Origin of the sequence: Streptomyces sp. NPDC127119 (assembly GCF_042677425.1) — a bacterium.
Taxonomy (GTDB): Bacteria; Actinomycetota; Actinomycetes; order Streptomycetales; family Streptomycetaceae; genus Streptomyces.
Map to the genome: position 1 here is coordinate 1 of NZ_JBHXTO010000146.1, position 23,948 is coordinate 23,948.

Sequence of the window (23,948 nt, forward strand, 5' to 3'; positions counted from 1 at the left end):
GGTGAGGGTTTCCTCGCCCCCGCCGCCCCTACCCGTCCCGTCAACGACTCGGGGGGCCCCCCCCCCACCCCCCCGCCCCCCCCCCAACCCGCGGGGGGCGCACCCGCCCCCCCTCGGGGCCGGGCCCCCCCCCCCGCCACGTCCGGGATACGGGCCTGGCTCAGACCGACGGCGGGATCTGGGCTGTGATCAGGGCCGGGAGCCTCGTCGTACGGGGCTTCGCCGCGATCTCCGCCACCGCGTGCGGCAGCGCCTGTTCCACACCGTGGACCACGGAGAGGTGCCGGTCGGCGCGGCCGAAGGCGGTGTAGACCCAGGGCCTGGAGAGCGCCTGCGCCGCGTCGCCGGGCAGGACCACGACCGCGGCGGGCCAGCGGACCCCGACGGCCTGGTGGGCGGTGAGCGCCCAGCCGTGCCGCACGGTCTGCTCCACCCGCTCCTTCGGTACGACGACGGGCACGCCCGCGCACTCCAGGTGCAGCCCCTCGGCGTTGGCCTTCACCACCTGGCCCAGGATCGAACGGCCGGGCGTAGCGGAGTACGCCACCCGGTCGCCCGGGTCGAAACCGCCGAAGCGGCCGGGGCCCGGGTTCAGCCGCTCCTTCAGCGCCGCGTTGAGCACTCGCGTGCCCGCCGCACCGCCGTGGCCCGGCGTGATCACCTGGGTCTGCTCGGCCGGGATGCCGATCGCGCGCGGCACCGAGTCGGCGACGAGTTGCACGGTGCGGTGGACCGCCTCCCCGGCGTCCCGCACCGGGATGATCACCACTTCCTTGCCCGGTGCCTCGACCTGGTTCAGCTCGCCGATGCCGATGCCCGAGACCAGTTCGCCGACGGGACCCGGATCCGGGGTCCGCGAGGCGATCTGCGGGCACACCCGCGCGGCGAGCAGATCCGCGAACACCCGTCCGGGGCCCGCCGACCACAGCACGCCGGGGTCCCCGCTCAGGACGAGCCGGGCGCCGTCGGGCAGCGACTCGGCGAGCATCGCCGCGCTCTCGACGTCGAGCTGCGGCGCGTCCAGCACGACCAGGAGGTCGGTGCGGAGCATGCCGTCCCGGTCCCGCCCCGGGCCCTCCTCGCCGGAGAGCAGACCGGCGACGGTGGCCACGACGGCCGACGACGGATCCGCGTCCGAGGCCGTCTCGCGCGCGTCCGCGCCGGCGAGCAGTTCCGCGAAGCGGCGGCGGCCGTCCGGATGGTGGGCGGCGGCGCACACCCTGAGGCCGAGGGAGAGGGCAGCCGCCACCAGGGACGCGGGCTCCGCGCGGGACGCCTCGCCGCCGGTGTGCAGGACCAGGCCGCGGCCCGCGACCGCCCGGATCAGCTCGGCGGCCGAGCCGGTCGCGGCCGGTTCCCAGGCCGCAGCGGTGCCTTCGTCCTTGGGCAGCGAGTTGACGACCCGGGCCAGCCCGTCGGCGAGGCTCTCCTCGGCGAGCGCGTACCGCTCCAGACCGATGAGGACGCGCACCGGACGTGCCTCCTCGGCCTCCTCACCGTCCTCGCCGCCCTCGTCGTCCGGGGTGGCGTCCTCCACGGACCGCCGGGGAGCCGGGGGCGTGCCGCCGGGCTCGTCCAGCGCGTCCTGGAAGACCAGCGCGTCACCTTCGGCCAGAGCGCTCTGCACGGCCGCGTCGGGGTCGGGCACCGAGCGCTGCGCGAGCGCGGTGTGCAGGGCCGCGGCCTCCAGGGCGGTGTGCCCCACCAGCGCGGCCTGTTCGAGGAGCCACACGGTGACGGCGCGGCCCCGCCGTTCGTCGTCCGGACCGCACTCCGCGCCGAGCAGGGCCCGGGCGAACCCGTCGGCCTGCTCGGGGCGCACGCCCGCCACGCGGAGCAACTGCCAGGGGTCCTCGCGCAGTTGCCCGTCCGCCCCCTCGCCGAGGGTGGCGGCGGTCTGCGGTGCCAGTGCCTCCGGGGCGCCGCCCCGGACGAGCACGGCGCGGACCGCGTCGACGGACTCCGAGGCCATCGACGCCGGGGCGCCGGAGGGTACGGGCTGCGGGCGGCGCACCGGCTCCTGCGCGACCCTGCGCGGGGTGGGCTCCGGCCCGCTGAAGACGCTCGCCGAGGGCTTCTCGCCGCTCTCCACCGCCCGGACTGCCGCGAGCAGATCGGCGGCCTTCCCGCTCAGTGCCGTCCCGGCCAGGACCGGCCCGTCCTTCTCCGCCTTCCGCCGCTCGATCCGCTCCCGCAGCTCCCGCTGCGCGGCCAACTCGGCCTCGGCCTCGGACAACTGGGCCGCACCCCCGGTGGCGCCCTCCGCGGTGCTCTCGGTGCCCTCGGCGGCGCTGTCGGCGGCCCCACCGTCCTCGCCGGCGTCGTCTTCGGCGTCCCCGTCCCCGTCCCCGTCGGCGCCGGTGTCCGGCCGGACCTCCGTACTGGGCCCCTCGGACTCGGGACCGGCGTCCGGCGTCCCCGGCTCGGCTTCCTCCGCGGCGGCGGACGGCTCCGTGGTCACAGCGTGCTCCAGTCGTGATCGGGATAGTGGTGCACGGGCGCCGACACGTCGTCGAGCGCTCGACAGATCTCGTCAGGAAGACTAAGGGTCTCCACTGACAACGCGGCCGTGAGCTGCAGCGCGTTGCGCGCGCCGATGATCGGGGCGGCCACCCCGGGCCGGTCGCGGACCCAGGCGAGAGCCACCTGGAGCGGGGTCACCGCCAGGCCGTTCGCCGCCGTCGCCACCGCGTCCACGATGCGGCTCGCCGCGTCGTCCAGATACGGCGCGACGAACGGCGCGAGCTGCTCGGAGGCGCCCCGCGAGTCCGCGGGCGTCGCGTGCCGGTACTTGCCCGTCAGGACGCCCCGGCCCAGCGGGGACGACGGCAGGAGCCCGATTCCCAGGTCCAGCGCGGCGGGCAGCACCTCGCGCTCGACACCGCGCTGCAGCAGCGAGTACTCCATCTGCGTACATGCCAGCCGCGTACGGGTCCCGGGGGCGGCGAGCTGCCAGGTCGCCGCCTTCGCGAGCTGCCAGCCGCAGAAGTTGGAGACCCCCGCGTACCGGGCCCGGCCGCTGCTGACAGCGATGTCGAGGGCCTGGAGTGTCTCCTCCAGCGGCGCGTCCGGGTCGAAGGCGTGGACCTGCCACAGATCCACATGGTCCGTGCCGAGCCGGGCCAGCGAGGCGTCGAGGGCGGACAGCAGATGTCCCCGCGAGCCGTCGAACCGCCGGTCCGGGTCGGGCACGCTGCCCGCCTTCGTGGATATGACGAGGTCCCGGCGCGGCACCAGCCCGTCCATGAGCTGCCCGAGCAGATACTCGGCCTCCCCGTCCCCGTACACGTCGGCCGTGTCGACGAGGGTCCCGCCCGCCTCCCAGAACGCCTTCAACAGGTCCGCGGCGTCGTGCTCGCCGGTGTCCCTGCCCCAGGTGAGGGTGCCGAGACCGATGCGGGACACGCGCAGGCCGGTACGGCCGAGATGCCTCTGCTCCATGGTGGCTGAGATTACTGGCCGCAAGTCGACGTGTGGGAAGCCTGTGGACAACCTTCGTCACATGATCCGCAACGCTGTCCCTGCCGCTCGGCCCGGCGGCGCGCTAGGGTGCCGGACAAGGGACGTTACTGATCAGTAAGGGGAATCGGCCATGCAGCTCGGGATCAACCTCGGCTACTGGGGTGCCGGAATGGACGCGGACAACCTCGCCGTGGCCAAGGAGGCCGACCGCCTCGGGTACGCGGTCTGCTGGGCCGCCGAGGCGTACGGATCGGACGCGGCCACCGTGCTGAGCTGGGTCGCCGCCCAGACCGAGCGCATGGACGTCGGGTCGGCCATCTTCCAGATCCCGGCCCGCCAGCCCACGATGACCGCGATGACCGCGGCCACCCTGGACTCGCTCTCCGGCGGCCGTTTCCGCCTCGGCCTCGGCGTCTCGGGACCGCAGGTCTCCGAGGGCTGGTACGGCGTCAAGTTCGACAAGCCGCTGGCCCGCACCCGCGAGTACGTCGAGATCGTGCGCAAGGCGATGACCCGCGAACGCCTGTCGTACGAGGGCGCGCACTGGACCCTGCCGCTGCCGGGCGGCCCGGGCAAGCCGCTCAAGCTGACCGTGCACCCGGAGCGCGAGCACATCCCGCTCTACATCGCCGCGATCGGCCCGAAGAACCTGGAGCAGACCGGCGAGATCGCCGACGGCGCCCTCCTGATCTTCCCGTCCGCGGACCATCTGGAGGACACCGCGATCAAGCACCTGCGCGCGGGCCGCGAGAAGGCCGGCCTGACCATGGACGGCTTCGACGTCTGTCCGACCGTGCCGCTCGCGCTCGGCGAGGACAAGGACGTGGCGGCACTGGCCGACATGTTCCGTCCGTACACCGCGCTCTACGTGGGCGGCATGGGCAGCCGCAAGCAGAACTTCTACAACCAGCTCGCCCAGCGCATGGGGTACGAGCAGGAGGCCGCCGAGATCCAGGACAAGTACCTGTCCGGCGACAAGGAGGGCGCGGCGGCAGCCATTCCGCACCAGCTCATCGACCAGACCACGCTGCTCGGTTCGGTGGACCGCATCGCGGACCGGATGAAGGCCTACGCGGCGGCGGGTGTCACCACGCTCACGCTGGCCCCGGCGGGCTTCACGCTGGACGAGCGGATCGCCGCGCTGCGGGCCGGCACCGACGCCGCCGAGCGGGCCGGAGTCGCGTAGCCACGCCCGGCGGGACGGGGGAGCCGAGCGGGACGGGAGAGTTCTGCGGCCGTGGTGGGGGCTCGGGGGTCTTCCCCGCCACGGCCGTCACGGAGAACAACGCGCGACGGCCCGCTCGGTTACGCGCCCGGCATTCCCTGCGCGTCCACCGTTCAGCGGATTTGTCCGACACAGGTGTTGCCGCACCCCTGGCTGCCCATTTGACTCGTTCTTTGCGGACTCCCGCAGGAGGTGCGGGTCGCGCGTGGAGGTGGCAGTCATGCTTTCGGCCAAGAGTCTTTTCCAGGAGATCATCGACAACGACGAGTCCTTCCGGCTCTTCTGCTCCATCGCCGCCAGCGGGGAGACACAGGGCGGCTGGGAGAACGGGCGGATCGCGGCCCTCGTACCGGAGGCCGAGCGCGCGCTCGCACCCAAGATCGCCCGGCACGGCGCCGACGAGGACAAGCACGGCCGGATCTTCAACGCCCTCATGAGGAAACGGGGTCTCACGCCCGTCGAGATCCCGCCCGCGACCGACTACACGATGCTCCTGGAGAAGAACGGCATCGGCCTCACGCACGACAAGCTCAGGCGCGACGAACCCCTCACCGTGCAGGACATCGTCACCTACCTGTCCCACAGCAGGGTCACGGAGCAGCGGGCCGCGGACCAGATGGTGATGCTCCGCAAGGACTTCGGGGACCATCCCGAGATCGGCAGGGCCGTACGGATGATCTCCGACGACGAGGACAACCACCTCGCCTACTGCCATGAGGAACTGTTGCGCTTCGCCCGCGCGGGGCACGGCCGGACCATTCAGCGGACACTGCGCGAGTGCGCGCTGGCCGAGGCCGTCGTCTACCGCGACGTCAGCCTCGCCGTGATGGCCCACATGGGACGCGTCCTCGGCTGGTCCCGACCCAAGGCGGCGCTGCTCGCCACGGGCATCCGAGCCACGTACGGGTACGAACGGGCGGCCGGCTGGCGGCGGATGGTCTCCCTGACGATGCCGGAGCGCCGCGACGCCCTGGGCGGCCCCGCGACGGCGGCACCCGGATACGCCTGACCGCCCACCACCGCTCAAGGCCCACCGCCGCCCGCCGCAACCGTCCACCACGCGCGCGTGGCGCCTCGTACGCGTCACGCGCGCGTGGAGCCCGCCGAGGCCCGGCCGCACCCTCGGCCGTGACCCGCTACAGCCACCCCCGCCGCTTGAAGAGCCGGAACAGCAGCACCTCCAGGACCACCATGATCGCGACGACCGCCGGGTAGGCCCACAGCCAGTGCAGCTCCGGCATGTGCTCGAAGTTCATGCCGTAGATCCCCGCGATCATCGTGGGGACCGCGGCCATGGCCGCCCAGGACGAGATCTTCCGCATGTCGTCGTTCTGCCGCACGCTCATCTGCGCCAGATGCGCCGACAGGACGTCCGAGACCAGCCGGTCCAGGGACTCCACCGACTCGTTGACGCGGGTCAGGTGGTCGTTCACGTCCCGGAAGAACGGGTGCGCCCTGTCGTCGACGAACGGCACCGCGGGGCCGACGACACCGGCGCCCGCCAGGCGGTTCAACGGCACCGACAGCGGCCCGGTGGCCCTGCGGAACTCCTGGATCTGCCGCTTGAAGGTGTAGATCCGGGACGCGGTGTGCCGGGAACCGCCGTCGTCCGGCGAGAACACCTCCGCCTCCAGCTCCTCCAGGTCGGTCTGCAGCTCGGTCGCCACCTCCAGGTAGTGGTCGACGGTGGCGTCGGCGATCGCGTACAGCACCGCCGTCGGCCCGAGACGCATCATCTCCGGGTCCTTCTCCAGCCGGCCGCGCACCGACTTCAGGGGCGCGCCCTCGCCGTGCCGCACGGTCACCACGAAGCAGTCGCCCAGGAAGATCATGAGCTCGCCGGACGACACCGTGTCGCTGTCCGGCTCGTACGTCACCGGCTTGAGGACCGCGAACAGCGAGTCGTCGTAGACCTCCAGCTTGGGACGCTGATGCGCCTTGAGGGCGTCCTCGACGGCCAGTTCGTGCAGCCCGAACTCGTCCGTGACGAGATCGAACTCCCGCTCCGTCGGCTCGTGCAGCCCTATCCACACGAAGGCGTTCCCGTAGGCACGTGCCGCGGCCAGCGCGTCGGACATGTCCTCCGGGCCCTCGGTCCGGTGCCCGTCCCGGTAGATGGCACAGTCCACGATCACAGAGCGAATTCTCCTGTCACTGATTCTCCGGCGCACTCGGAAGGGCGCCTACGCTGGGCCGCATGCCCACCTTGATCCTTGTCCGGCACGGACGCTCCACCGCCAACACCGCGGGACTCCTCGCCGGATGGACACCCGGCGTCGCCCTCGACGAGCGCGGCAACGCGCAGGCGGCGGCCCTGCCCGGCCGCCTCGCGGACATCCCGCTCGCCGAAATAGTCAGCAGCCCCCTCCAGCGCTGCCAGGAAACGATCCAGCCGCTCCTGGACGCCCGTCCCGCCCTGACGGCCCACTCCGACGACCGCATCGGGGAGTGCCACTACGGAGACTGGTCCGGGCGCAAACTCGCCGAGCTGTCGGGCGAGCCGCTGATGGAGGTCGTCCAGGCACACCCCTCCGCCGCCGCGTTCCCGGGCGGTGAGTCCATGCGCGCGATGCAGACCCGCGCCGCCGAAGCGGTACGGGAGTGGAACGCGCGCGTGGAGCGCGACCACGGCGGCGACGCCGTCTATCTCATGTGCTCGCACGGCGACATCATCAAGTCGCTCGTGGCCGACGCACTCGGTCTTCATCTGGACCTCTTCCAGCGGATCTCCGTAGAACCGTGTTCCATCACCGCGATCCGTTACACACGACTGCGGCCGTTTCTCGTACGGCTCGGGGACACCGGGGATCTCGCCTCCCTCGCGCCGCGCGAGGAGCCGTCCGGCGGCGACGCCGCGGTCGGGGGCGGTGCGGGCGCACCGTGATCGTCGGCCGCAGTAGGGTGATGCGGTCGAAGCAGCGCAGCAGTTGTCAGCAGCAGACGCAAGTGACGGCAGAAGCAGTCGATCGATCCAATGGAGACAGGACGTGTCCCGTCAGGTGTTCCTCTACGACCCGCCTGACCGTTTCGTAGCCGGTACGGTCGGGCTGCCAGGGCGCCGTACCTTCTTCCTCCAGGCCTCCTCGGGCCCCCGGGTGACCAGCGTCGCCCTGGAGAAGACGCAGGTCGCGGCGCTCGCCGAACGAATGGACGAGCTTCTCGACGAGGTGGTACGGCGCACCGGCGGCATCGCCCCCGTCCCCGTGCTGCCCCCGACGGCGGTCTCCGACACCGCCCCGCTCGAATCGCCCGTCGAGGAGGAGTTCAGGGTCGGCACCATGGCCCTCGCCTGGGACGGCGACGAGCAGCGCATGATCGTCGAGGCCCAGGCGCTCGTGGAACTGGACGCCGACTCCGAGGAGGACCTGGCCGCCGCCGAGGAGGAGCTTCTCCAGGACGAGGAGAACGGGCCGCCGATGCTGCGCGTCCGCCTCACCGGCGCACAGGCCCGCGCCTTCGCCAAGCGCGCCCTCGAAGTCGTCAACGCCGGTCGGCCGCCCTGCCCGCTGTGCAGTCTCCCGCTCGACCCGGAAGGACACGTATGTCCGCGCCAGAACGGATACCGCCGCGAGGCGTGACCACGGCCGAGCTGCTCACCGAGGGCGAGCTGACCGTGCGCGGCCGCATCCGGGAGGCCTCGAACGCGGTACTGCTGTGCGACGTGTCGTACGAGGGACGCCGGGCGTCCTGCGTCTACAAGCCGGTCGCCGGCGAGCGCCCGCTGTGGGACTTCCCCGACGGCACCCTCGCCCAGCGGGAGGTCGCGGCCTACGAGGTGTCCGAGGCCACCGGCTGGGGGCTCGTCCCGACCACCGTGCTGCGCGAAGGACCGTACGGCCGGGGCATGTGCCAGCTGTGGATCGAGCCGCCGGACGACGAACCGGGTGACGTCCACGACGGCCACGACGACGGGACCGGCGACGGCGATCGCCAGGTCATCGACAGAGGCGCCGGGCTGCTCGCGCTCGTCGACGCCGAGGAACCCGGCGAGGGCTGGAAGGCCATCGGCCTCGCCGAGGTCGGCGAGGGGCGCACCGCCCTGCTCGTGCACGCCGACGACGAACGGCTGCGCCGCCTCGCCGTCCTCGACGCCGTGATCAACAACGCCGACCGCAAGGGCGGGCATCTGCTGCCCACCTCCGGGGGACGGCTGTACGGAATCGACCACGGCGTCACCTTCAACGCCGAGAACAAACTGCGCACGCTGCTGTGGGGCTGGGCGGGGGAGAAGCTCACCGCCGAGGCCGTCGAGGCCCTGGAACGGCTCAGGGACGCCCTGGGAGGGCCGCTGGGCGTACGGCTGGGGGAACTGATCACCGAGGCGGAACTGGACGCCACACGCGCCCGTGTGGCCGGTCTGCTCGCCTCCGGACGGCATCCCGAACCCTCGGGGGAGTGGCCCGCGATCCCTTGGCCACCCGTATAGCCCCGACGCACACTTCGGGGCCGCGCGCAAGGACGCCTGTCCGGCCATCTGCCCTGGTCCGGTTCGTATACGGAACATCCGTCCGGTTAGGCTCAAGGTATGCATGCCTGGCCCGCTTCCGAGGTCCCCGCCCTGCCCGGCAAGGGCCGCGACCTCAGGATCCACGACACCGCGACCGGTGGTCCTGTGACCCTCGACCCCGGTCCCGTCGCCCGTATCTATGTCTGCGGCATCACTCCGTACGACGCGACCCACATCGGTCACGCGGCGACCTACAACGCGTTCGACCTCGTACAGCGCGTGTGGCTCGACACCAAGCGGCAGGTTCACTACGTCCAGAACGTGACGGACGTCGACGACCCTCTGCTGGAGCGCGCCGCACGGGACAACGTCGACTGGGTCTCCCTCGCCGAGCAGGAGACGACCCTCTTCCGCGAGGACATGACCGCCCTGCGGATGCTGCCCCCGAGGCACTACATCGGCGCAGTCGAGGCCATACCCGGGATCGTCCCGCTGGTCGAACGGCTGCGGGACTCCGGTGCCGCCTACGAACTGGAAGGTGACGTCTACTTCTCCGTGGAGGCCGATCCTCACTTCGGCGGGGTGGCCAACCTCGACACGGCGGCCATGCGGCTGCTGTCCGCCGAGCGCGGCGGCGACCCGGACCGTCCGGGCAAGAAGAACCCGCTCGACCCGATGCTGTGGATGGCGGCCCGCGAGGGCGAGCCCAGCTGGGACGGCGGCTCGCTCGGCCAGGGACGGCCCGGCTGGCACATCGAGTGCGTCGCGATCGCGCTCGACCACCTGGGCATGGGCTTCGACGTCCAGGGCGGCGGCTCCGACCTCGCCTTCCCGCACCACGAGATGGGCGCCTCCCACGCACAGGCGCTGACCGGCGAGTTCCCCATGGCCAAGGCGTACGTGCACGCCGGCATGGTCGCGCTCGACGGCCAGAAGATGTCCAAGTCCAAGGGCAACCTCGTCTTCGTCTCCACGCTCCGCCGCGAGGGCGTCGACCCGGCGGCCATCCGGCTCGCCCTGCTCTCGCACCACTACCGGGCCGACTGGGAGTGGACCGACCAGGTGCTTCAGGACGCCGTCGCGCGCCTGGAGCGCTGGCGGGCCGCCGTCTCACGGCCCGACGGACCGTCGGCCGAGGCGCTCGTCGACGAGATCCGCGAGGCCCTCGCGAACGACCTCGACGCGCCCTCCGCCCTCGCGGCCGTCGACCGCTGGGCCGCGCTCCAGGAGGAGCGGGGCGGTACGGACGAGGGCGCCCCCGGTGTCGTCTCCCGTGCCGTGGACGCCCTGATGGGCGTGGCCCTCTAGAGCGCACGACGCCGGGCGCCGGACGGGTCGTGGCCCGTCCGGCGCCCTCTGTGCGCTCCACCGCGCGTCACGCGTGCGGTGGTCCGTTCGTCATGCCGCTACTTGTTCACGATCACGGCCTGGATGGTGTTCGTCGAGGAGTCGTAGATCCCGATGACCTGCTGGCCGAAGGCGAAGGCCTCCTGGACCTCGTCGTGCGTCACCTGGTTCGGGTTGACCAGCGGACGCCAGCCCTGGTTGATGTACAGGTAGAGGATCGACGGCTGGCCCGGCAGCGGGGTGACGACGTCCCAGAAGTGCTCGGCGACACCGCTCGTCAGCGCGGCGGCCTCGACGGCGCTGCGCATGACCAGTGGCTGGCCCTGCTGTTGCTGCTGCTGCCCGCCGAGTTGCTGGAGCAGCTGCTGGAACGGCTGCTGCTGGCCCATCTGCTGGAGCTGCTGCTGCAGATGCTGGGGAATCTGCTGGCCCATGCCCTGCTGGCCGAACGGCTGCTGCTGACCGTATTGCTGCTGCTGCCCGAACGGCTGTTGCTGCTGGCCGTAGCCCTGCTGCTGCCCGAAGCCCTGCTGCTGGCCCTGCTGCGGGGGAGCCGTACTCGGGCCCTGCTGCTGGCCCTGCTGGCCGAACCCCTGCTGGCCGAAGCCCTGTTGGCCCAGTTGGCTCTGCTGGCCCTGCTGGCTCATCTGCGGGGTGGTGCTCATGCGGGTGCCACCTTCCCTCAATGGTTGGGCGATGGTTGAGCGTTGAGCGTTGTTGGGTGTTGGGTGGTCGTGGCGACCGGTCGTCGGATGTGGACCGGCGGCCGGCCGGTCGGGTCAGCCCGTGACGACCAGGCCGACGATCTCGTCGTCCGAGAACCAGACCCGTACGTCGGGCCGGCCACCGGCGAAGGCGGCCTGCACCGACTGGCGGATCTCGGGAGACGGGTTGTGCAGGCTCCGCCAGCCGCCGGCCACGTAGAGCCGGAGCCTGGGCGGGAGTTCACGCGGATAGGGCACCAGCTCGTCCCAGTACCGTTCGGCCTGGCCCGAGCCGACCGCCCCCGGCAGCAGATGGGCCACCGCCGCCTTGATGTCCGGCCGGCTGCCGATCCGCTGCGACGCGGGCCGGCCCGGCGCGTCCTGCTGCGGGGAACCGGTGGCCCGCAGCACCTTGCGCGCCTTCTCCGGGGTCATCGACTCCTGGCCGGCCGCCCTGAGCATGCCCTGCAGCGCGGCCAGGGCGCCGACCACCACCGGGGAGGCGGAGGACGTCCCGGAGAAGGTGTCCGTGAACCAGGCGATCTCCTCGGCGCCGCCCTGCAGATCGCCGGGCCGGTCCCAGAAGCCGCCGGTGGTGGTGACCTCGCGGCCCCAGCCCTGCGCGTCCACGCGTGCCCCGTAGTTGGAGAACGCCAGCCGCGAGCGGTCCGGGCCGTGGTCGCGGCCGTGGGTGCCGGGCGGCGGGGCGCCCGCGCCGACCAGGATCGCGCCGGAGGACTGGTGGGACGGGTTGAAGGGGTTGCGCCACCACTCGGGGAATTCGTCGGGGCGGCGTTCGTACACCGCGTCGTCCAGCGACTCGCCGCCGTTGCCCGCGGCCTCCACCACGATGATGCCCCGGGCGGTCGCGTACCGGATGGCCGCGAAGTCGTCGGGCCACCACTCGACGGGCGTGTAGCCGCGCTGGTCGTCGCGCTGCTGGTAGTCGAACCGCGGTCCCGGGCGGTGCAGTTCGATCAGGATGATGTCGCCGGGGCCGAGCCGGTCGGCCGCCGCGTGGATCGCCGCCGCCGTGCCGATGCCGTGGAAGGACGCGGCCGCGGTCACGCTGTCCGGCGCGATGCCGGTGATCCCGTACTCGTTGCGGTCGCCGCCGATCACCCCGATCACGGCGGTGCCGTGGTTGCGCCAGGCCAGATCCTGGATCGGGGTGCCTACGACAACCCCCGCCAGCTTCGCGGCGAGGTCCTCGTGGCCCAGCTGCCAGGCCCCCTCCACGTCGATCACGGTGACGCCCTGGCCGGACCCGCCGGGCCGCTGCCAGGCCCAGTAGGCGTCCACGCCCTCGGGCGCGGGGCGCAGATAGCCCTGGCGGCTGGTGAAGTCGGGTGTGACGGGGGCGCCCTCCTTGTGGCGCCTGGACTCGTCGGCGCTCTGGCCGACGGACCCCACGGACGCCGGTACGGCGGCCGGTTTCACGTACGCCGTGGCGATCTCCGGCAGCGCAGCGATCCGTGAACGCAGTTCCTGGGCCCGTTCCTCGCCGCCCCGCACCCGGTAGAACAGTCCGAGGTCGGGCAGTGTCTCGGCGCCGTCGGCCGGCGGCTGGACCGCCGACCTGAGCCGTTCCTCGCTGCCGAACAGCGGCTCCAGGGCGAGCTGTTCGTCACTGAGGAACATGGTGAGTGCCGACACATCGGCGCCGGCCGCCGAACGGACCCCCTGGGCCCCGGCGCGCAGTCGGGGCTCGGGCCGAGCGACGACGATCAGCTCCTGCTCGGCTCCCCGGTAGTTGAATCCCGCTCCGTCGGGCCCCGGTCCGGACGCTCCCGGGCCCTGCTCCGGCTGTACCTGGTCGGTCATCGCGTGCCGCTCCCTTCGGTCCGTGCAGGTGCTCAAGTGGTCGGTGTCGCTGTCCAGTTGTCGTTCGTCCCGCTGTTCGCCCCGTTGTTCGTCCTGTCGTCCGCCGTGTCGTTCGCCGGCGAACTGTTTCGGTGCTGTTTCCTCCGGTTGTGTCCTCCGGGCACACCCTGCTCCTCCCGGGCCGAGTCGTCCACCCCCGAGTTCGCCAACTGCGTTTGACAACAAGTTGAATTGGGTAACGTGTGCAATTCGTCCGGAAACCGATGTCACGTCACAATCGGGCCAAAGGCTGCGGAGACGGATGTCATGTGATGGGGCCACAGCGTCTGTTGACCGCAGGGTCGGCGCACGCGCCCGAAACGCGGGAGAAGGCCTGCCCCGACCGTCCGACGGCTCCCTCCACCGCGCGAGCCTCGCCACCGCGCGAGCCTCGCCACCGCGCGAGCCTCGCCACCGGGCGTGGCTCCGTCACCGGCCGGGGCCCGGCTCCACCGGCCGACGCTCGACAGGCACGGGCGGCCCGCCGCGGTCGGCACCGTGCCGCCGGGCGGCGGCCGGCAGCAGGGCCCGGACCTCACCGCCACCGGCATCGAGCACATCGGACGCCGGACGCCGGACGTGCGAAAGGGCGGTGTGCCCGCGGCACACCGCCCTTTCGTTCGCTCGGTCAGTCCTCCGAGGATTCCGGCGCTCGGTCAGTCCTCCGACGATTCCGGAGAATCCGGGGACTCCGGCGGCTCCTTCGAGTCCCCGGCGGGGCTCCCGCTGGTGTCCTCGGCGTCACCCGTCGCACCGGCGGTCCCACCGGTGTCCCCGGCGGCACCCTCGGTCGGCTCCGGCCGTTGCGGGCGCACCGGCTTCGGACGGCCGCCCGGAGAGTCCCGCAGGTACGTGGCGGGGTCGCCGCTCTCCGTGGCGTGACTGCCCGGTGCCGCGGCCGGCCCGCTCCCGTCCCGTCTGCGCAGATAGCGTTCGAACTCGCGGGCGATCGCCTCGCCCGACGCCTCCGGCAGCTCGGCGGTGTCCCGGGCCTCCTCCAGCGTCTGCACGTACTCCGCGACCTCGCTGTCCTCCGCGGCCAGCTGGTCCACGCCCACCTGCCAGGCCCTGGCGTCCTCGGGCAGCTCGCCCAGCGGGATCCGCAGGTCGATGAGGTCCTCCAGGCGGTTCAGGAGGGCCAGCGTCGCCTTCGGGTTCGGGGGCTGCGAGACGTAGTGCGGCACGGCCGCCCACAGCGACACCGCCGGTACGCCCGCGTGCGTGCACGCCTCCTGGAGGATGCCGACGATGCCCGTGGGGCCCTCGTACTTGGTCTCCTCCAGATCCATCGTGCGGGCCAGGTCCGGGTCGGAGGTGACTCCGCTGACCGGCACCGGACGTGTGTGCGGGGTGTCACCCAGCAGTGCGCCGAGGATCACCACGAGCTCCACGCCCAGCTCATGGGCGAAGCCGAGCAGCTCGTTGCAGAAGGAGCGCCAGCGCATCGACGGTTCGATGCCCCGTACCAGCACCAGGTCCCGCGGTTTGTCGCCGCCCACCCGGACCACTGACAACCTTGTCGTCGGCCACGTGATCTTGCGTACACCGCCGTCCAGCCACACCGTGGGCCGGTTGACCTGGAAGTCGTAGTAGTCCTCGGCGTCGAGCGCCGCGAACACCTCGCCCTTCCACTCGCTGTCCAGATGTGCGACCGCGGTGGAGGCGGCGTCGCCGGCGTCGTTCCAGCCCTCGAACGCGGCCACCATGACCGGGTCGACCAGCTCGGGAACCCCGTCGAGCTCGATCACTCAGCGCCTCCTTCCGACGTACCCTCACGTACGCCCCAACCTTACGGCTTGTGCACAGGGCGTCCGCAGCCCCCTCGCATGGGGGAGTGCCGGATCACTGCCCCGTTCGGCGCCTCCGAACACCCCGCGGTCGTCCGAGCCGCCGTGATCGTGCCGGCATCGCTCACAGCGTCGAGCGCAGCCACTGCTCCACGCTCGCGATGTGCACGGTCGCCCATGAGCGGGCCGCCTCCGCGTCCCGGTCGCGCAGGGCGCCGAGGATCGCGCGGTGTTCGTGCAGGGTGCGGCTGACCGCGTCCTCCTGGGTCAGGCCCCGCCAGATCCTGGCCCGGGTGGTGGGCCCCGAGAGGCCGTCGAGGAGGGAGCAGAGCACGGAGTTGCCCGAGCTCTGCACGATGCCCCGGTGGAACTCCAGGTCGCAGGCGACCAGTTCCTCCACCGAGGGCCCCGCGCCCAGGGCGTCCAACTGGGCGGTCAGCGCGTCCAGCTGCTGTTCGCTGATCCGCTGCGCCGCCATCGCCGTCGCGGCCGGCTCCAGGATGCGGCGTACCGCGAGGAACTCCAGGACCGTGTCGTCGCGGTGGAAGTCCACGACGAAACTCAGCGCCTCCAGCAGGAGCTGCGGGTCGAGGCTCGTGACGTACGTGCCGTCGCCCTGCCGGACGTCCAGGATGCGGATCAGGGAGAGGGCACGTACCGCCTCGCGCAGGGAGTTGCGGGACAGGCCCAGGTCGGCGGCGAGCTCGCTCTCCTTCGGCAGCCGGTCGCCGGGGCGCAGCGCGCCGGAGACGATCATCCCCTTGATCTTCTCGATCGCCTCGTCGGTGACTGCCACGGCAGGCCTCCCCGTCCCTCAGGCTGTCCCGCGGACACCCGATGACTTACATCTGTCTTGCATCCGTCTTACATCCGATGTCTCATTATGCGGCTCACGCGAGGGCGGACCGTGACACGAGAGCCGCCAGCTCCGCGAGCGCCGCGCCCTCGTCGAGGGTGGTGAGCGTACGGCCGCGCATCAGGACCCGGCCGTCGACGACCGTGTCCCGTACGTCCTCGGCGCGGGCCGTGTACGCGAGCGTCGACCAGGGGTCGTGGCGGGGCGCCAGATGCGGGCCGCCCAGGTCGAGGACGATCAGGTCGGCGCGCTTGCCGGCCTCCAGGGAACCCAGTTGGGCGTCGAGTCCCAGCGCGCGGGCGCCCTCGATCGTGGCCATCCGGACGGCCTGCTCGGCGCCGACGGCGGTCGGGTCCCCGTCGGCCTTGTGCACCAGGGCGGCGAGGCCCAGCGCGCGCAGGACGTCCAGGGTGTTGGAGCTGACCGCGCCGTCCGTGCCGAGGCCGACCGTCACGCCCGCGCTCAGCAGCCGCGGCACGGGGGCGATGCCGCAGCCCAGCTTGAGGTTGGACACCGGACAGTGCGCGACCGACGTGCCGGTACGGGCCAGCGCGGCGATCTCGGCTCCGGTGAGGTCCACGGTGTGGGCCAGCAGCAGATCGGGGCCGAGCAGCCCGAGCGAGTCGAGCAGTTCGACCGGCCGCTTCCCGTACCGCACCTCGACGGTGGCGACCTCGGTGGCGTTCTCCGCCGCGTGGATGTGCAGCAGCGCGCCGAACTCCCGTGCCAGCGCCGCGATCCCGGTCAGCTGCTCGGGGGAGAGGGTGTACGCGGAGTGCGCGAAGAGGACGGGACGCGTACCGGGTCGCGGCGCACGGCCCGCCAGGTCGCGGCGGGCCCACGCCAGCCGGTCCTCGTACGCGATGCCGTCGGCCGGGTCCGGTACGTCCATGAAGGTGGGGCCCGTGTGCAGCCGCCAGCCCGCCTCGTGCGCGACCTGCTCGGCGGCCTCGTGGAACCAGTACATGTCGAGCGCCGAGGTCACCCCGGCCCGTACGCTCTCCGCGATCGCGACCCGGATCGCCGTCGCGACGTTCTCCGCGGACAGCAGTTCGCTCTCCCAGCGGATCACCCGCTCCAGGAACCCCTGGAGCGTCACGTCGTCGGCGCGACCGCGCAGCAGCGTCATCGCCAGATGGGTGTGCGCGTTGACCAGGCCGGGGAGCACGAGACAGCCGCTCGCGTCGAGGGCCTCGGCGTCGGCGTAGCGGGCGCGCAGCTCCTCGGCCGGGCCCACCTCGACGATCTCGCCGTCGCGGACGACCACGGCCCCGTCGGGCACGATCGTGCCGGCCTCGTCGACGGTCAGGACGTCACCGCCGTGCACCAGCAGGTCCGCGGTGGCGGCGCCGCCCGCGGGGCGTGGGGAGGGGACGGTCACAGCGCGCGCTCCTCGGCCTCGGCCAGCAGACGCAGGGCTTCCAGCGCGACCACCGAGCCGCGCTCCACACCCGTCGCGACGATGTCGCGGTGCGGGTTGTAGCCGCCGGTACCGGCCTCGTCGACCAGTTCGTCCGCGTTCGCGCCGTCGATGACGAGCACCCCGCCCGCCGTCAGCCCGCGCAGGGAGGCCGTCACATACAGCGCGGACAGCTCCATCTCGATGGCGGCGAGCCCCGCCCCCTCGTACGAGAACAGGGGTATCAGCCCCGGCTGGAACGCGGCCCGCGTCCACACCAGGCCGCGATGGTGCGGAGCGCCCTGCTCACGTGCCGCCAGCTGGAGCGCGAGCACCGCCTCCGGGGTGGCCACCGCCGGATACTCGGGCGGCAGCAACTGCTGGGTCACACCGTCGTCGCGTACCGCCGCCTCCGCGATGACCAGGTCGCCGTCCTGGATCCCGGGCCGCATCGCACCCGCCGTACCGAACCGCACGAAGGTGGACACGCCCGCGTCCGCCAGCTCCTGGAAGAGCAGGATCGCCCCCGGCGCACCCACCCCGTGGGAGGCGACGACGACCGGCACACCCTTCCAAGTCCCCCTGAAAGCACGGTATTCGCGGTGGTACGAGACCTCCTCGGCACCGTCGAGCAGCGCGGCGACGATCGCGGCGCGCGCGGGATCGCCGACGACGACGGCCCGCGCGGGCAGCCCGGTGCGGGGTATGCGGGTGATGGGGGCCAGGTCCTGCGGGGCCTGTTCCTGTGTCATGAGGTGACTCCAGTCGTACTCGTGGTCATGCGGGTACGGGCGTTGCGGCGGCGGCGCTGCGCCGTGCTGAGGAAGAGGGCGACGAGCGTGACGACGTACGGGGCGGCGTCGGTGGCCTGCTGCGGCATGCCGAGACCCTGCAGCCGGAAGCCCGCGGCCTCGGCGAGACCGAAGAGCAGCGCGGCGAGCAGCACACCGAGCGGCAGGGCCCGTCCGAGCATGACGGCCACGACCGCGATCCAGCCACGGCCCGCCGTCATGTTCTCGGAGAACAACGTGACGTTGCCCAGGGCGAGTTGCGCCCCGGCCAGTCCGCACAGCACACCGGACACCAGCACGGCCGCGTACTTGTAGCGTGTCGGGCTCACCCCGAGCGTGGCGGCGGCCCCCGGTGCCTCGCCGACCCCCCGCAGCCGCAGCCCCCACACATGGCGGGACAGCAGCAGCGCGGTCACGCCGACCGCCGCCCACGCCAGATACGCGAGCGGCGAGAAACCGCCGATCAGCGGCAGCCCGGCCAGTGACGGGTCGTCGAAAGTGCCCTGCACGCCGAAGATCGTACGCAGCAGGAAACCGGTCAGGCCCACGGCCAGGAGGTTCATGGCGATGCCGAGCACGACCGCGTCACCGCGCAGGGTGACCGCGCCGACGGCGAGGATCAGCGAGTACGCGGCGGAGGCCAGCGCGGCGGCCAGCACACCGAGCCAGGGGCTGCCGGTGAACCAGCTGGTGGTGACGGCCGTGAAGCAGCCCATCAGCATCATGCCCTCAAGGCCGATGTTGAAGACGCCCGCCCGCTCGCACAGGGCGCCGCCGAGCGCGGCCAGCAGGATCGGCGTCAGCGCGCGCAGCGCCGACATGAGGAGATCGGAGTCGAAGAACATCAGGCGAACTCCCCCTGGGAGGCAGGTTCCTTGACGGTGGGCGCCGGGCCGTCGGGCCCGTGCGCGGCGGGCTCCCCGGGTTCCCCGGGCTTTCGGCGCCGCAGCCGCGGGAAGCGCAGCCGCGCCGCGAGGAACACGATGACGATGGCCTGGAGCACCTGCGTCAGCTCGCGCGGCACCTCGGTCGTGCGCTCCATGGACAGCCCGCCGACCTGGAGGACGGCGAAGAAGAACGCCGCCAGCACCGTGCCCAGCGGGGCCGCCGCCGCGAGCAGCGCCGCGGTCAGGCCCGTCCAGGTGTAGCCGGGTGCGGTCAGCGATCCGTCGAGGAAGCGGTAGGGGAAGCTCAGCACACCGATCGAGCCGACCAGCCCGGCCAGCGCGCCCGAGGTCGCCACCAGCCGGAGTGTGAGCCCCTTGCGCTCCACGCCCGCGTACGCGGCGAAGCGCGCGTTGAGGCCGGTCATCCGGATCTCGTAGCCGACGGCCGTGCGCCGGTCCGCGAACCAGTACGCGCCCGCCGCCAGCAGGACCAGCACCAGTCCGGCCGTCACGGTCGACGTGCCGAAGGCGGGCAGCGCCACGCCCTCCGGGAGCCGCCTCGTCTGGGGCAGGCTGGAGCCCGGCTCCTTCAGCGGATAGCGCACCAGATAGGAGGCGAGGGAGATCGCCGGGTAGCTCAGCAGCAGGCTGCTGACCAGCAGTGGAACCCCGAACCGGTTCTCGCACAGCGCGGCCAGCGCCGCGTACGCGGCGCCCGCCAGGACCCCGGCGAGCAGCGCCAGGACGACGGTGAGCGGCGCCGGCAGCGGCGAGTACAGACCGGTGACGGCGGCGGCGACACCGCCGAGCACCATCTGTCCGTCCCCGCCCAGGTTGATGAGCCCGGCGCGCAGCGGGATCGCCAGCGCGAGGGCCATGCCCAGCACACTCGTGCCGTTCGTCAGCGTCGACCCGATGCCGTCGGCCCCCAGCGAGCCGGTGACGACGGCCCCGTACGCGGCGAACGGATCGGCGCCGGTGCCGACCAGGAACAGGGCACCGATGACGAGCCCGGCGACGACCGAGAAGGTGACGGGGGAGCGCAGCGCCGCCTTGATGCGGGCCGCGTCCAGAGGCAGGGCCATGTCAGTCTCCGTCCGGCGCGGGGGTGTCTGTGGAGGCGGAGGCTTCCGGGGCCGGCGGTTCGGACCTGCCGCCCGCCATGGCGAGGCCCAGCGTCGCCTCGTCCGCGTCCGACCTGTCGTAGGAGGCCGTCACCCGGCCCTCGTACATCACCAGGATCCGGTCGGCCAGGCCGCGGATCTCGCTCAGTTCGGCGGAGACGAGAAGGACGGCGTGGCCCGCGTCGCGGTAGGCGATCAGCTCGTCGTGGATGGCCTGGATCGCCCCGATGTCCACGCCGCGCGTGGGCTGCTCGACCAGCAACAGCGGTGCCCCGTGGGCCAGTTCGCGGCCGATCAGCAGCTTCTGCAGGTTGCCGCCGGACAGCGCGGAGGCCGGCACGTCGGGTGTGGACGCCTTGATGCCGAAACGGTCGACGAGTTCGCGCGCGTGGGAGCGCACCGCCGAGGGCGGCAGCAGACCGTGCCGCGAGGACAGCGAGGTGCGGTGGTGGCCCATGGCGAGGTTGTCCGCGACGGACGCCGCGGGCGCGGTGCCGACCGCGTGCCGGTCCTCCGGAACGTAGGCGAGGCCCTTCGCGCGCCGCTCGGTGGCCGAGGCGTGCGTGATGTCCTCATCGCGCAGCCCGACCCGTCCGGCGGTGGCGGGCCGCAGCCCGGCGAGCGCCTCGACCAGCTCGCTCTGCCCGTTGCCCGCGACCCCGGCGATGCCGACGATCTCCCCGGCCCGCACGGACAGCCCCACATCGTGCACGCCCGCCGTGCGCAGCCCCTCGACGGCCAGCACCACGTCACCGGGCGTACCCGCCGGGTGGACGCGGTCCAGCTCGACGTCGCGGCCGGTCATCGCCCCCGCGATCCCGGCGCCGCTCGTGTCGGCCGTACGCAGCCGGGCGACGACCCGGCCGTCCCGCAGCACCGTGACGTTGTCGCTGCCCTCCAGCACCTCACGCAGCTTGTGGGTGACAAGGATCACCGTCCGGCCGCGTGCCGTCAGCGACCTGAGCACCACGAACAGGGCGTCGGCCTCGGCGGGCGTCAGCACCGCCGTCGGCTCGTCGAGGATGAGCGTACGGGCGCCGCGGTGCAGCAGCTTCAGGATCTCCACGCGCTGGCGCAGCCCCACCGGCAGGTCCCCGACCCGGGCGTCCGGATCGACGACGAGACCGTGCTCGGCGCCCAGTTCACGGACCCGGCGACGGGCCGCGGCCCGGTCCACCAGACCGAAGCGGCGCGGCTCTGCCCGGTAGACGACGTTCTCGGCGACCGTCAGCGAGTCGAACAGCTTGAAACTCTGGTGGACCATGCCGAGGCCGGCGGCCATCGCCGCACCCGGGCTCCCGAAGGACACCTCGACGCCGTCGATGCGGATCGAGCCCGCGTCCGGCCGCTCCATCCCGTACAGGACCGACATCAACGTCGACTTGCCCGCGCCGTTCTCGCCCATCAGCGCGTGGATCTCACCGCGCCGGACCGTCAGATCGACCGCGTCGTTGGCGAGGGTGCCGGGGAAACGCTTGGTGATGCCGCGCAGTTCGACGGCGGGCGGCAGCCCGGCGGCCGGGTCATCGACCGTCAGCTCTCCGGACACGATCTGGTCGCGCAGCGCCTCGACCTTCTTCAGCACGTCCTTGTGGTCGGCGATCACGCACTTCGAGGAATCCACACCGTCCTCGAGGCCGGTCAGGCTGATGCCGCCCTCCTTGAGGCCGTACGAGACGGTCTTGCCCGCCTTGCCGGCCAGGACCTGCTCGATGCCCTCCTGTACGGCGACATCGGTCTTCTTGATCACGTTGTCGACGACGGTGCCGGGAGCGGCCGTGCACTGGTTGACGTCCACGCCGTACGCGTACGCCTTCTTCGCCTCGGCCGCCTCGAAGACGCCGTAGTTGCCGGCCGCTGCCGCCGCCATGATCTGGTCGGTGCCCTTGGCGAGCAGCGAGTTCGCCTGCTCCTTGGCGCGCGCCGAGTCGTCGAACGGCGACTGCCCGCCGACGAAGCGGGTGCTCGCGGACGCCTTCGGGGCGACCTTCTTCGCACCGGCCGCGAACGGGTCGCTGTAGCGCCGGAACTGTCCGGTGTCGAGCACGACGACCGCGCCGACCTTGCCGCTCCCGCTGAGCAGCCCGGCCTCGGCACCCGCCAGATAGACACCCTCGTGCTCACGGAACACGGCACAGCTCACGTTCTCGAACGTCTTCTCGGTGCAGGCGTCGACCATCAGGAACTGCTGCTTCGGGTGCGCCTCGGCCTGCTGCGCGACCACGTCGGCGAACTCGAAACCGACCAGCACGACGACGTCCGGCGCGGCGTCGACCGCGGCCTGCACGTTCTGCTGCTGCGAGGCGCTGTCGGTGGACTGGTAGACCTTCTGCGTCCCGTCGTGCGCCTTCGCCGCCGCCTTCACCCCGTCGACCGCCAGCTTCAGGAACTGGTTCTGACCCACCGAGTCCGGCGTCACCAGCGTGAAGGACGTGCCGTCGCCCTTGGCGCCGGCCGAGGAACTGTCGTCCTTCGCGGCCGCGTTGCAGCCGGTCGCGGCGACGGCCAGCAGCACACCGCCTGTGGCGACACCGGCGAGGCGCAGCGAGCGGGGTCTACGGGTACGGGTACGGGTACGAGGCATGGGACCGGCCTTCCATGAAGGTGCGTGCGGCGGTGCGCGCTCAAGCACAAACGCTGAGAGGTGAGGTGTAACCAGGGGTGGCACGGGGGGACACCGGAACGGGAGCCGGTGTCTCGGCGGTCAGCGTCGACAGCCGTCGCTTGCACAGCGGCCGTGGTCGAGGAAGCGGCGCTTCGTCAGCAGCACACGTCCTCCAACACATCGGCCCTCAGGGCTGCGGGTGCTGGACTGTAACACCGGTTTCCGGACATCCGCGCAGCTGTCTCGAACTGTGGTTCGTCCGCACTTCTATCGGGTTCTTCGAGTTCATGTACGGTGTCGCGCATCTTCGGAACTTCAGGAGTGCCCCGCTATGCCCCAGGAACTGCGCGCTGTCGACTGGACCGGAAACAGCCTCGCGCTCATCGACCAGACCGTCCTCCCGCAGCGCACCGAGACCCGTCACATCCGTGACGTGGACGGCCTGGTGGACGCGATCCGGCGGCTCGTCGTCCGCGGGGCGCCCGCGATCGGGGCGGCCGGGGCGTACGGGGTGGCGCTCGCGATGCTCCAGGGGCAGCGCGAGGCATGGTCACGCGAGCAGGTCCTCGTCGCCGTCGCGCGCATCCGCGAGGCACGGCCCACCGCGGTCAACCTCATGGTGTGCGTCGACCGGGTGCTCACCCGCTTCGACGACGGCCTCGACGCGGTGCTCGCGGAGGCGGCGGCCGTCCAGCGCGAGGACGTCGCGGCGAACCGGGCGATGGGCGCGTTCGGAGCGGACTGGCTGCTGAAGCGCGTCGGCGTGGACCGGCCGCTGCGCGTGCTGACCCACTGCAACACCGGGGCGCTCGCCACGGCCGGGTGGGGCACAGCACTCGGCGTCATCCGCGAACTGCACGCCCGGGGACTGCTGGAGGTCGTGTACGCCGACGAGACGCGCCCCCTGCTCCAGGGCTCGCGGCTCACCGCCTGGGAACTGGTGCAGGAGGGCATCCCGCACTTCGTCCAGGCGGACGGGGCGGCGGCCGGCACGATCCTCCGCGGCGAGGTGGACGCGGCGATCGTCGGGGCCGACCGGATCGCGGCGAACGGGGACACGGCGAACAAGGTCGGCACGGTGGGGGTCGCACTCGCGTGCGCCGACGCGGGGGTGCCGTTCCTGGTGGCCGCGCCCACGACGACGGTCGATGTGGCGACGGCCACGGGTGCCGACATCCACATCGAACTGCGGGACGAGTCCGAGGTCCTGGAATGGTCGGGCGTCCGAACAGCCCCGACGACCTCCCGAGGCCACAACCCGGCCTTCGACGTCACCCCTGGCCGCCTGATAACGGCCCTGGTGACGGAACGGGGCGTACTGGAGGTGTCGGCGGGGGAGCTGCCGGGGGATCGCCTGCGGCCCGGTGGGGGCTGACCGCGCAGTTCCCCGCGCCCCTGGTGGGGTGTTGGCTCGGGCCGGTGTTCTGACTGCGGGCGGGTGGGGGCAGGCC

Annotated in this window: 19 protein-coding genes and 1 pseudogene; 7 read left to right on the forward strand and 13 right to left on the reverse strand. The window is 72.4% G+C overall.

Going from position 1 to position 23,948, the window contains the following annotated elements:
- Window positions 1-160 precede the first annotated feature (160 nt).
- The gene (locus ACFVH5_RS37050; protein ID WP_385838083.1) at window positions 161-2,461 is read right to left on the reverse strand and encodes a helix-hairpin-helix domain-containing protein; all 2,301 of its coding nucleotides are present in this window, start codon (window positions 2,459-2,461) and stop codon (window positions 161-163) included.
- Complete coding sequence (locus ACFVH5_RS37055; protein WP_384809460.1) at window positions 2,458-3,441, reverse strand: aldo/keto reductase; 984 nt, start codon at window positions 3,439-3,441, stop codon at window positions 2,458-2,460. Before ACFVH5_RS37055 ends, ACFVH5_RS37050 begins: the two co-directional genes overlap by 4 nt.
- 151 nt (window positions 3,442-3,592) lie before the next feature.
- Here ACFVH5_RS37055 and ACFVH5_RS37060 point away from each other — a divergent pair, with 151 nt between their 5' ends.
- Both ACFVH5_RS37060 and ACFVH5_RS37065 read left to right on the forward strand, forming a co-directional pair.
- Window positions 3,593-4,648: an LLM class F420-dependent oxidoreductase gene (locus ACFVH5_RS37060; protein ID WP_366783800.1), complete on the forward strand. Its 1,056-nt coding sequence runs from the start codon at window positions 3,593-3,595 to the stop codon at window positions 4,646-4,648.
- 259 nt (window positions 4,649-4,907) lie between these two features.
- Window positions 4,908-5,696 (forward strand): ferritin-like domain-containing protein, encoded by a 789-nt coding sequence (locus ACFVH5_RS37065; RefSeq protein WP_385838084.1) that lies wholly within the window; start codon window positions 4,908-4,910, stop codon window positions 5,694-5,696.
- Window positions 5,697-5,823: 127 nt separating this feature from the next.
- Here ACFVH5_RS37065 and corA read toward each other — a convergent pair whose 3' ends face one another.
- Complete coding sequence (gene corA, locus ACFVH5_RS37070; protein ID WP_385838085.1) at window positions 5,824-6,822, reverse strand: magnesium/cobalt transporter CorA; 999 nt, start codon at window positions 6,820-6,822, stop codon at window positions 5,824-5,826.
- 62 nt (window positions 6,823-6,884) lie between these two features.
- Between corA and ACFVH5_RS37075 the strand changes: the two genes are divergently transcribed.
- The 4 genes from ACFVH5_RS37075 to mshC all read left to right on the forward strand — a co-directional run bounded on the left by ACFVH5_RS37075 (window position 6,885) and on the right by mshC (window position 10,442).
- Complete coding sequence (locus ACFVH5_RS37075; RefSeq protein WP_385838086.1) at window positions 6,885-7,571, forward strand: histidine phosphatase family protein; 687 nt, start codon at window positions 6,885-6,887, stop codon at window positions 7,569-7,571.
- A 103-nt stretch (window positions 7,572-7,674) separates the two neighbouring features.
- Complete coding sequence (locus tag ACFVH5_RS37080; RefSeq protein WP_107021056.1) at window positions 7,675-8,265, forward strand: DUF3090 domain-containing protein; 591 nt, start codon at window positions 7,675-7,677, stop codon at window positions 8,263-8,265.
- Window positions 8,229-9,113, forward strand: coding sequence for an SCO1664 family protein (locus tag ACFVH5_RS37085; protein ID WP_385838087.1), 885 nt, complete (start codon window positions 8,229-8,231; stop codon window positions 9,111-9,113). The genes ACFVH5_RS37080 and ACFVH5_RS37085 overlap by 37 nt, the downstream gene beginning before the upstream one ends.
- A 99-nt stretch (window positions 9,114-9,212) precedes the next feature.
- A complete protein-coding gene (mshC, locus tag ACFVH5_RS37090; RefSeq protein WP_385838088.1) occupies window positions 9,213-10,442 on the forward strand; it encodes a cysteine--1-D-myo-inosityl 2-amino-2-deoxy-alpha-D-glucopyranoside ligase in 1,230 nt (409 codons plus the stop codon).
- Window positions 10,443-10,540: 98 nt separating this feature from the next.
- On the opposite strand, the gene ACFVH5_RS37095 is transcribed toward mshC, so the two are convergent.
- The 10 genes and pseudogenes from ACFVH5_RS37095 to ACFVH5_RS37140 all read right to left on the reverse strand — a co-directional run.
- The gene (locus tag ACFVH5_RS37095) at window positions 10,541-11,146 is read right to left on the reverse strand and encodes a hypothetical protein (protein WP_385838089.1); all 606 of its coding nucleotides are present in this window, start codon (window positions 11,144-11,146) and stop codon (window positions 10,541-10,543) included.
- 114 nt (window positions 11,147-11,260) lie between these two features.
- The gene (locus tag ACFVH5_RS37100; protein WP_384809444.1) at window positions 11,261-13,009 is read right to left on the reverse strand and encodes a S8 family peptidase; all 1,749 of its coding nucleotides are present in this window, start codon (window positions 13,007-13,009) and stop codon (window positions 11,261-11,263) included.
- Window positions 13,010-13,704: 695 nt separating this feature from the next.
- Window positions 13,705-14,796, reverse strand: coding sequence for a PAC2 family protein (locus ACFVH5_RS37105; RefSeq protein WP_385838090.1), 1,092 nt, complete (start codon window positions 14,794-14,796; stop codon window positions 13,705-13,707).
- Window positions 14,797-14,959: 163 nt separating this feature from the next.
- Window positions 14,960-15,631 carry a FadR/GntR family transcriptional regulator gene (locus tag ACFVH5_RS37110; protein ID WP_384809440.1) on the reverse strand — a complete coding sequence of 224 codons (672 nt, stop codon included), beginning with the start codon at window positions 15,629-15,631 and terminating at the stop codon, window positions 14,960-14,962.
- Between the two features lie 94 nt (window positions 15,632-15,725).
- A complete protein-coding gene (locus tag ACFVH5_RS37115; RefSeq protein ID WP_385838091.1) occupies window positions 15,726-17,072 on the reverse strand; it encodes an amidohydrolase in 1,347 nt (448 codons plus the stop codon).
- Window positions 17,069-17,842, reverse strand: a complete 774-nt coding sequence (locus ACFVH5_RS37120; protein ID WP_384809436.1) for a nucleoside phosphorylase — start codon at window positions 17,840-17,842, stop codon at window positions 17,069-17,071. Before ACFVH5_RS37120 ends, ACFVH5_RS37115 begins: the two co-directional genes overlap by 4 nt.
- Window positions 17,839-18,726, reverse strand: a complete 888-nt coding sequence (locus ACFVH5_RS37125) for an ABC transporter permease (RefSeq protein ID WP_385838092.1) — start codon at window positions 18,724-18,726, stop codon at window positions 17,839-17,841. The genes ACFVH5_RS37120 and ACFVH5_RS37125 overlap by 4 nt, the downstream gene beginning before the upstream one ends.
- Window positions 18,726-19,853, reverse strand: coding sequence for an ABC transporter permease (locus tag ACFVH5_RS37130; RefSeq protein ID WP_385838093.1), 1,128 nt, complete (start codon window positions 19,851-19,853; stop codon window positions 18,726-18,728). The genes ACFVH5_RS37125 and ACFVH5_RS37130 overlap by 1 nt, the downstream gene beginning before the upstream one ends.
- 1 nt (window position 19,854) lies before the next feature.
- Window positions 19,855-21,429, reverse strand: a complete 1,575-nt coding sequence (locus ACFVH5_RS37135; protein WP_385838096.1) for an ABC transporter ATP-binding protein — start codon at window positions 21,427-21,429, stop codon at window positions 19,855-19,857.
- A 90-nt stretch (window positions 21,430-21,519) separates the two neighbouring features.
- Window positions 21,520-22,476, reverse strand: a pseudogene (locus tag ACFVH5_RS37140) (BMP family ABC transporter substrate-binding protein); the annotation flags it as partial.
- Between the two features lie 352 nt (window positions 22,477-22,828).
- Here ACFVH5_RS37140 and mtnA point away from each other — a divergent pair.
- Window positions 22,829-23,872, forward strand: a complete 1,044-nt coding sequence (mtnA, locus tag ACFVH5_RS37145; RefSeq protein WP_385838094.1) for an S-methyl-5-thioribose-1-phosphate isomerase — start codon at window positions 22,829-22,831, stop codon at window positions 23,870-23,872.
- Window positions 23,873-23,948: the final 76 nt, after the last annotated feature.

Bases quoted from the DNA above. Each gene is read 5' to 3' on its own strand.
- ACFVH5_RS37055 (WP_384809460.1), bottom strand. From the start codon at position 3,441: ATGGAGCAGAGGCATCTCGGCCGTACCGGCCTGCGCGTGTCCCGCATC.
- ACFVH5_RS37060 (WP_366783800.1), top strand. From the start codon at position 3,593: ATGCAGCTCGGGATCAACCTCGGCTACTGGGGTGCCGGAATGGACGCG.
- ACFVH5_RS37065 (WP_385838084.1), top strand. From the start codon at position 4,908: ATGCTTTCGGCCAAGAGTCTTTTCCAGGAGATCATCGACAACGACGAG.
- ACFVH5_RS37075 (WP_385838086.1), top strand. From the start codon at position 6,885: ATGCCCACCTTGATCCTTGTCCGGCACGGACGCTCCACCGCCAACACC.
- ACFVH5_RS37085 (WP_385838087.1), top strand. From the start codon at position 8,229: ATGTCCGCGCCAGAACGGATACCGCCGCGAGGCGTGACCACGGCCGAG.
- mshC (WP_385838088.1), top strand. From the start codon at position 9,213: ATGCATGCCTGGCCCGCTTCCGAGGTCCCCGCCCTGCCCGGCAAGGGC.
- ACFVH5_RS37095 (WP_385838089.1), bottom strand. From the start codon at position 11,146: ATGAGCACCACCCCGCAGATGAGCCAGCAGGGCCAGCAGAGCCAACTG.
- ACFVH5_RS37100 (WP_384809444.1), bottom strand. From the start codon at position 13,009: ATGACCGACCAGGTACAGCCGGAGCAGGGCCCGGGAGCGTCCGGACCG.
- ACFVH5_RS37120 (WP_384809436.1), bottom strand. From the start codon at position 17,842: ATGACACAGGAACAGGCCCCGCAGGACCTGGCCCCCATCACCCGCATA.
- ACFVH5_RS37125 (WP_385838092.1), bottom strand. From the start codon at position 18,726: ATGTTCTTCGACTCCGATCTCCTCATGTCGGCGCTGCGCGCGCTGACG.
- ACFVH5_RS37130 (WP_385838093.1), bottom strand. From the start codon at position 19,853: ATGGCCCTGCCTCTGGACGCGGCCCGCATCAAGGCGGCGCTGCGCTCC.
- mtnA (WP_385838094.1), top strand. From the start codon at position 22,829: ATGCCCCAGGAACTGCGCGCTGTCGACTGGACCGGAAACAGCCTCGCG.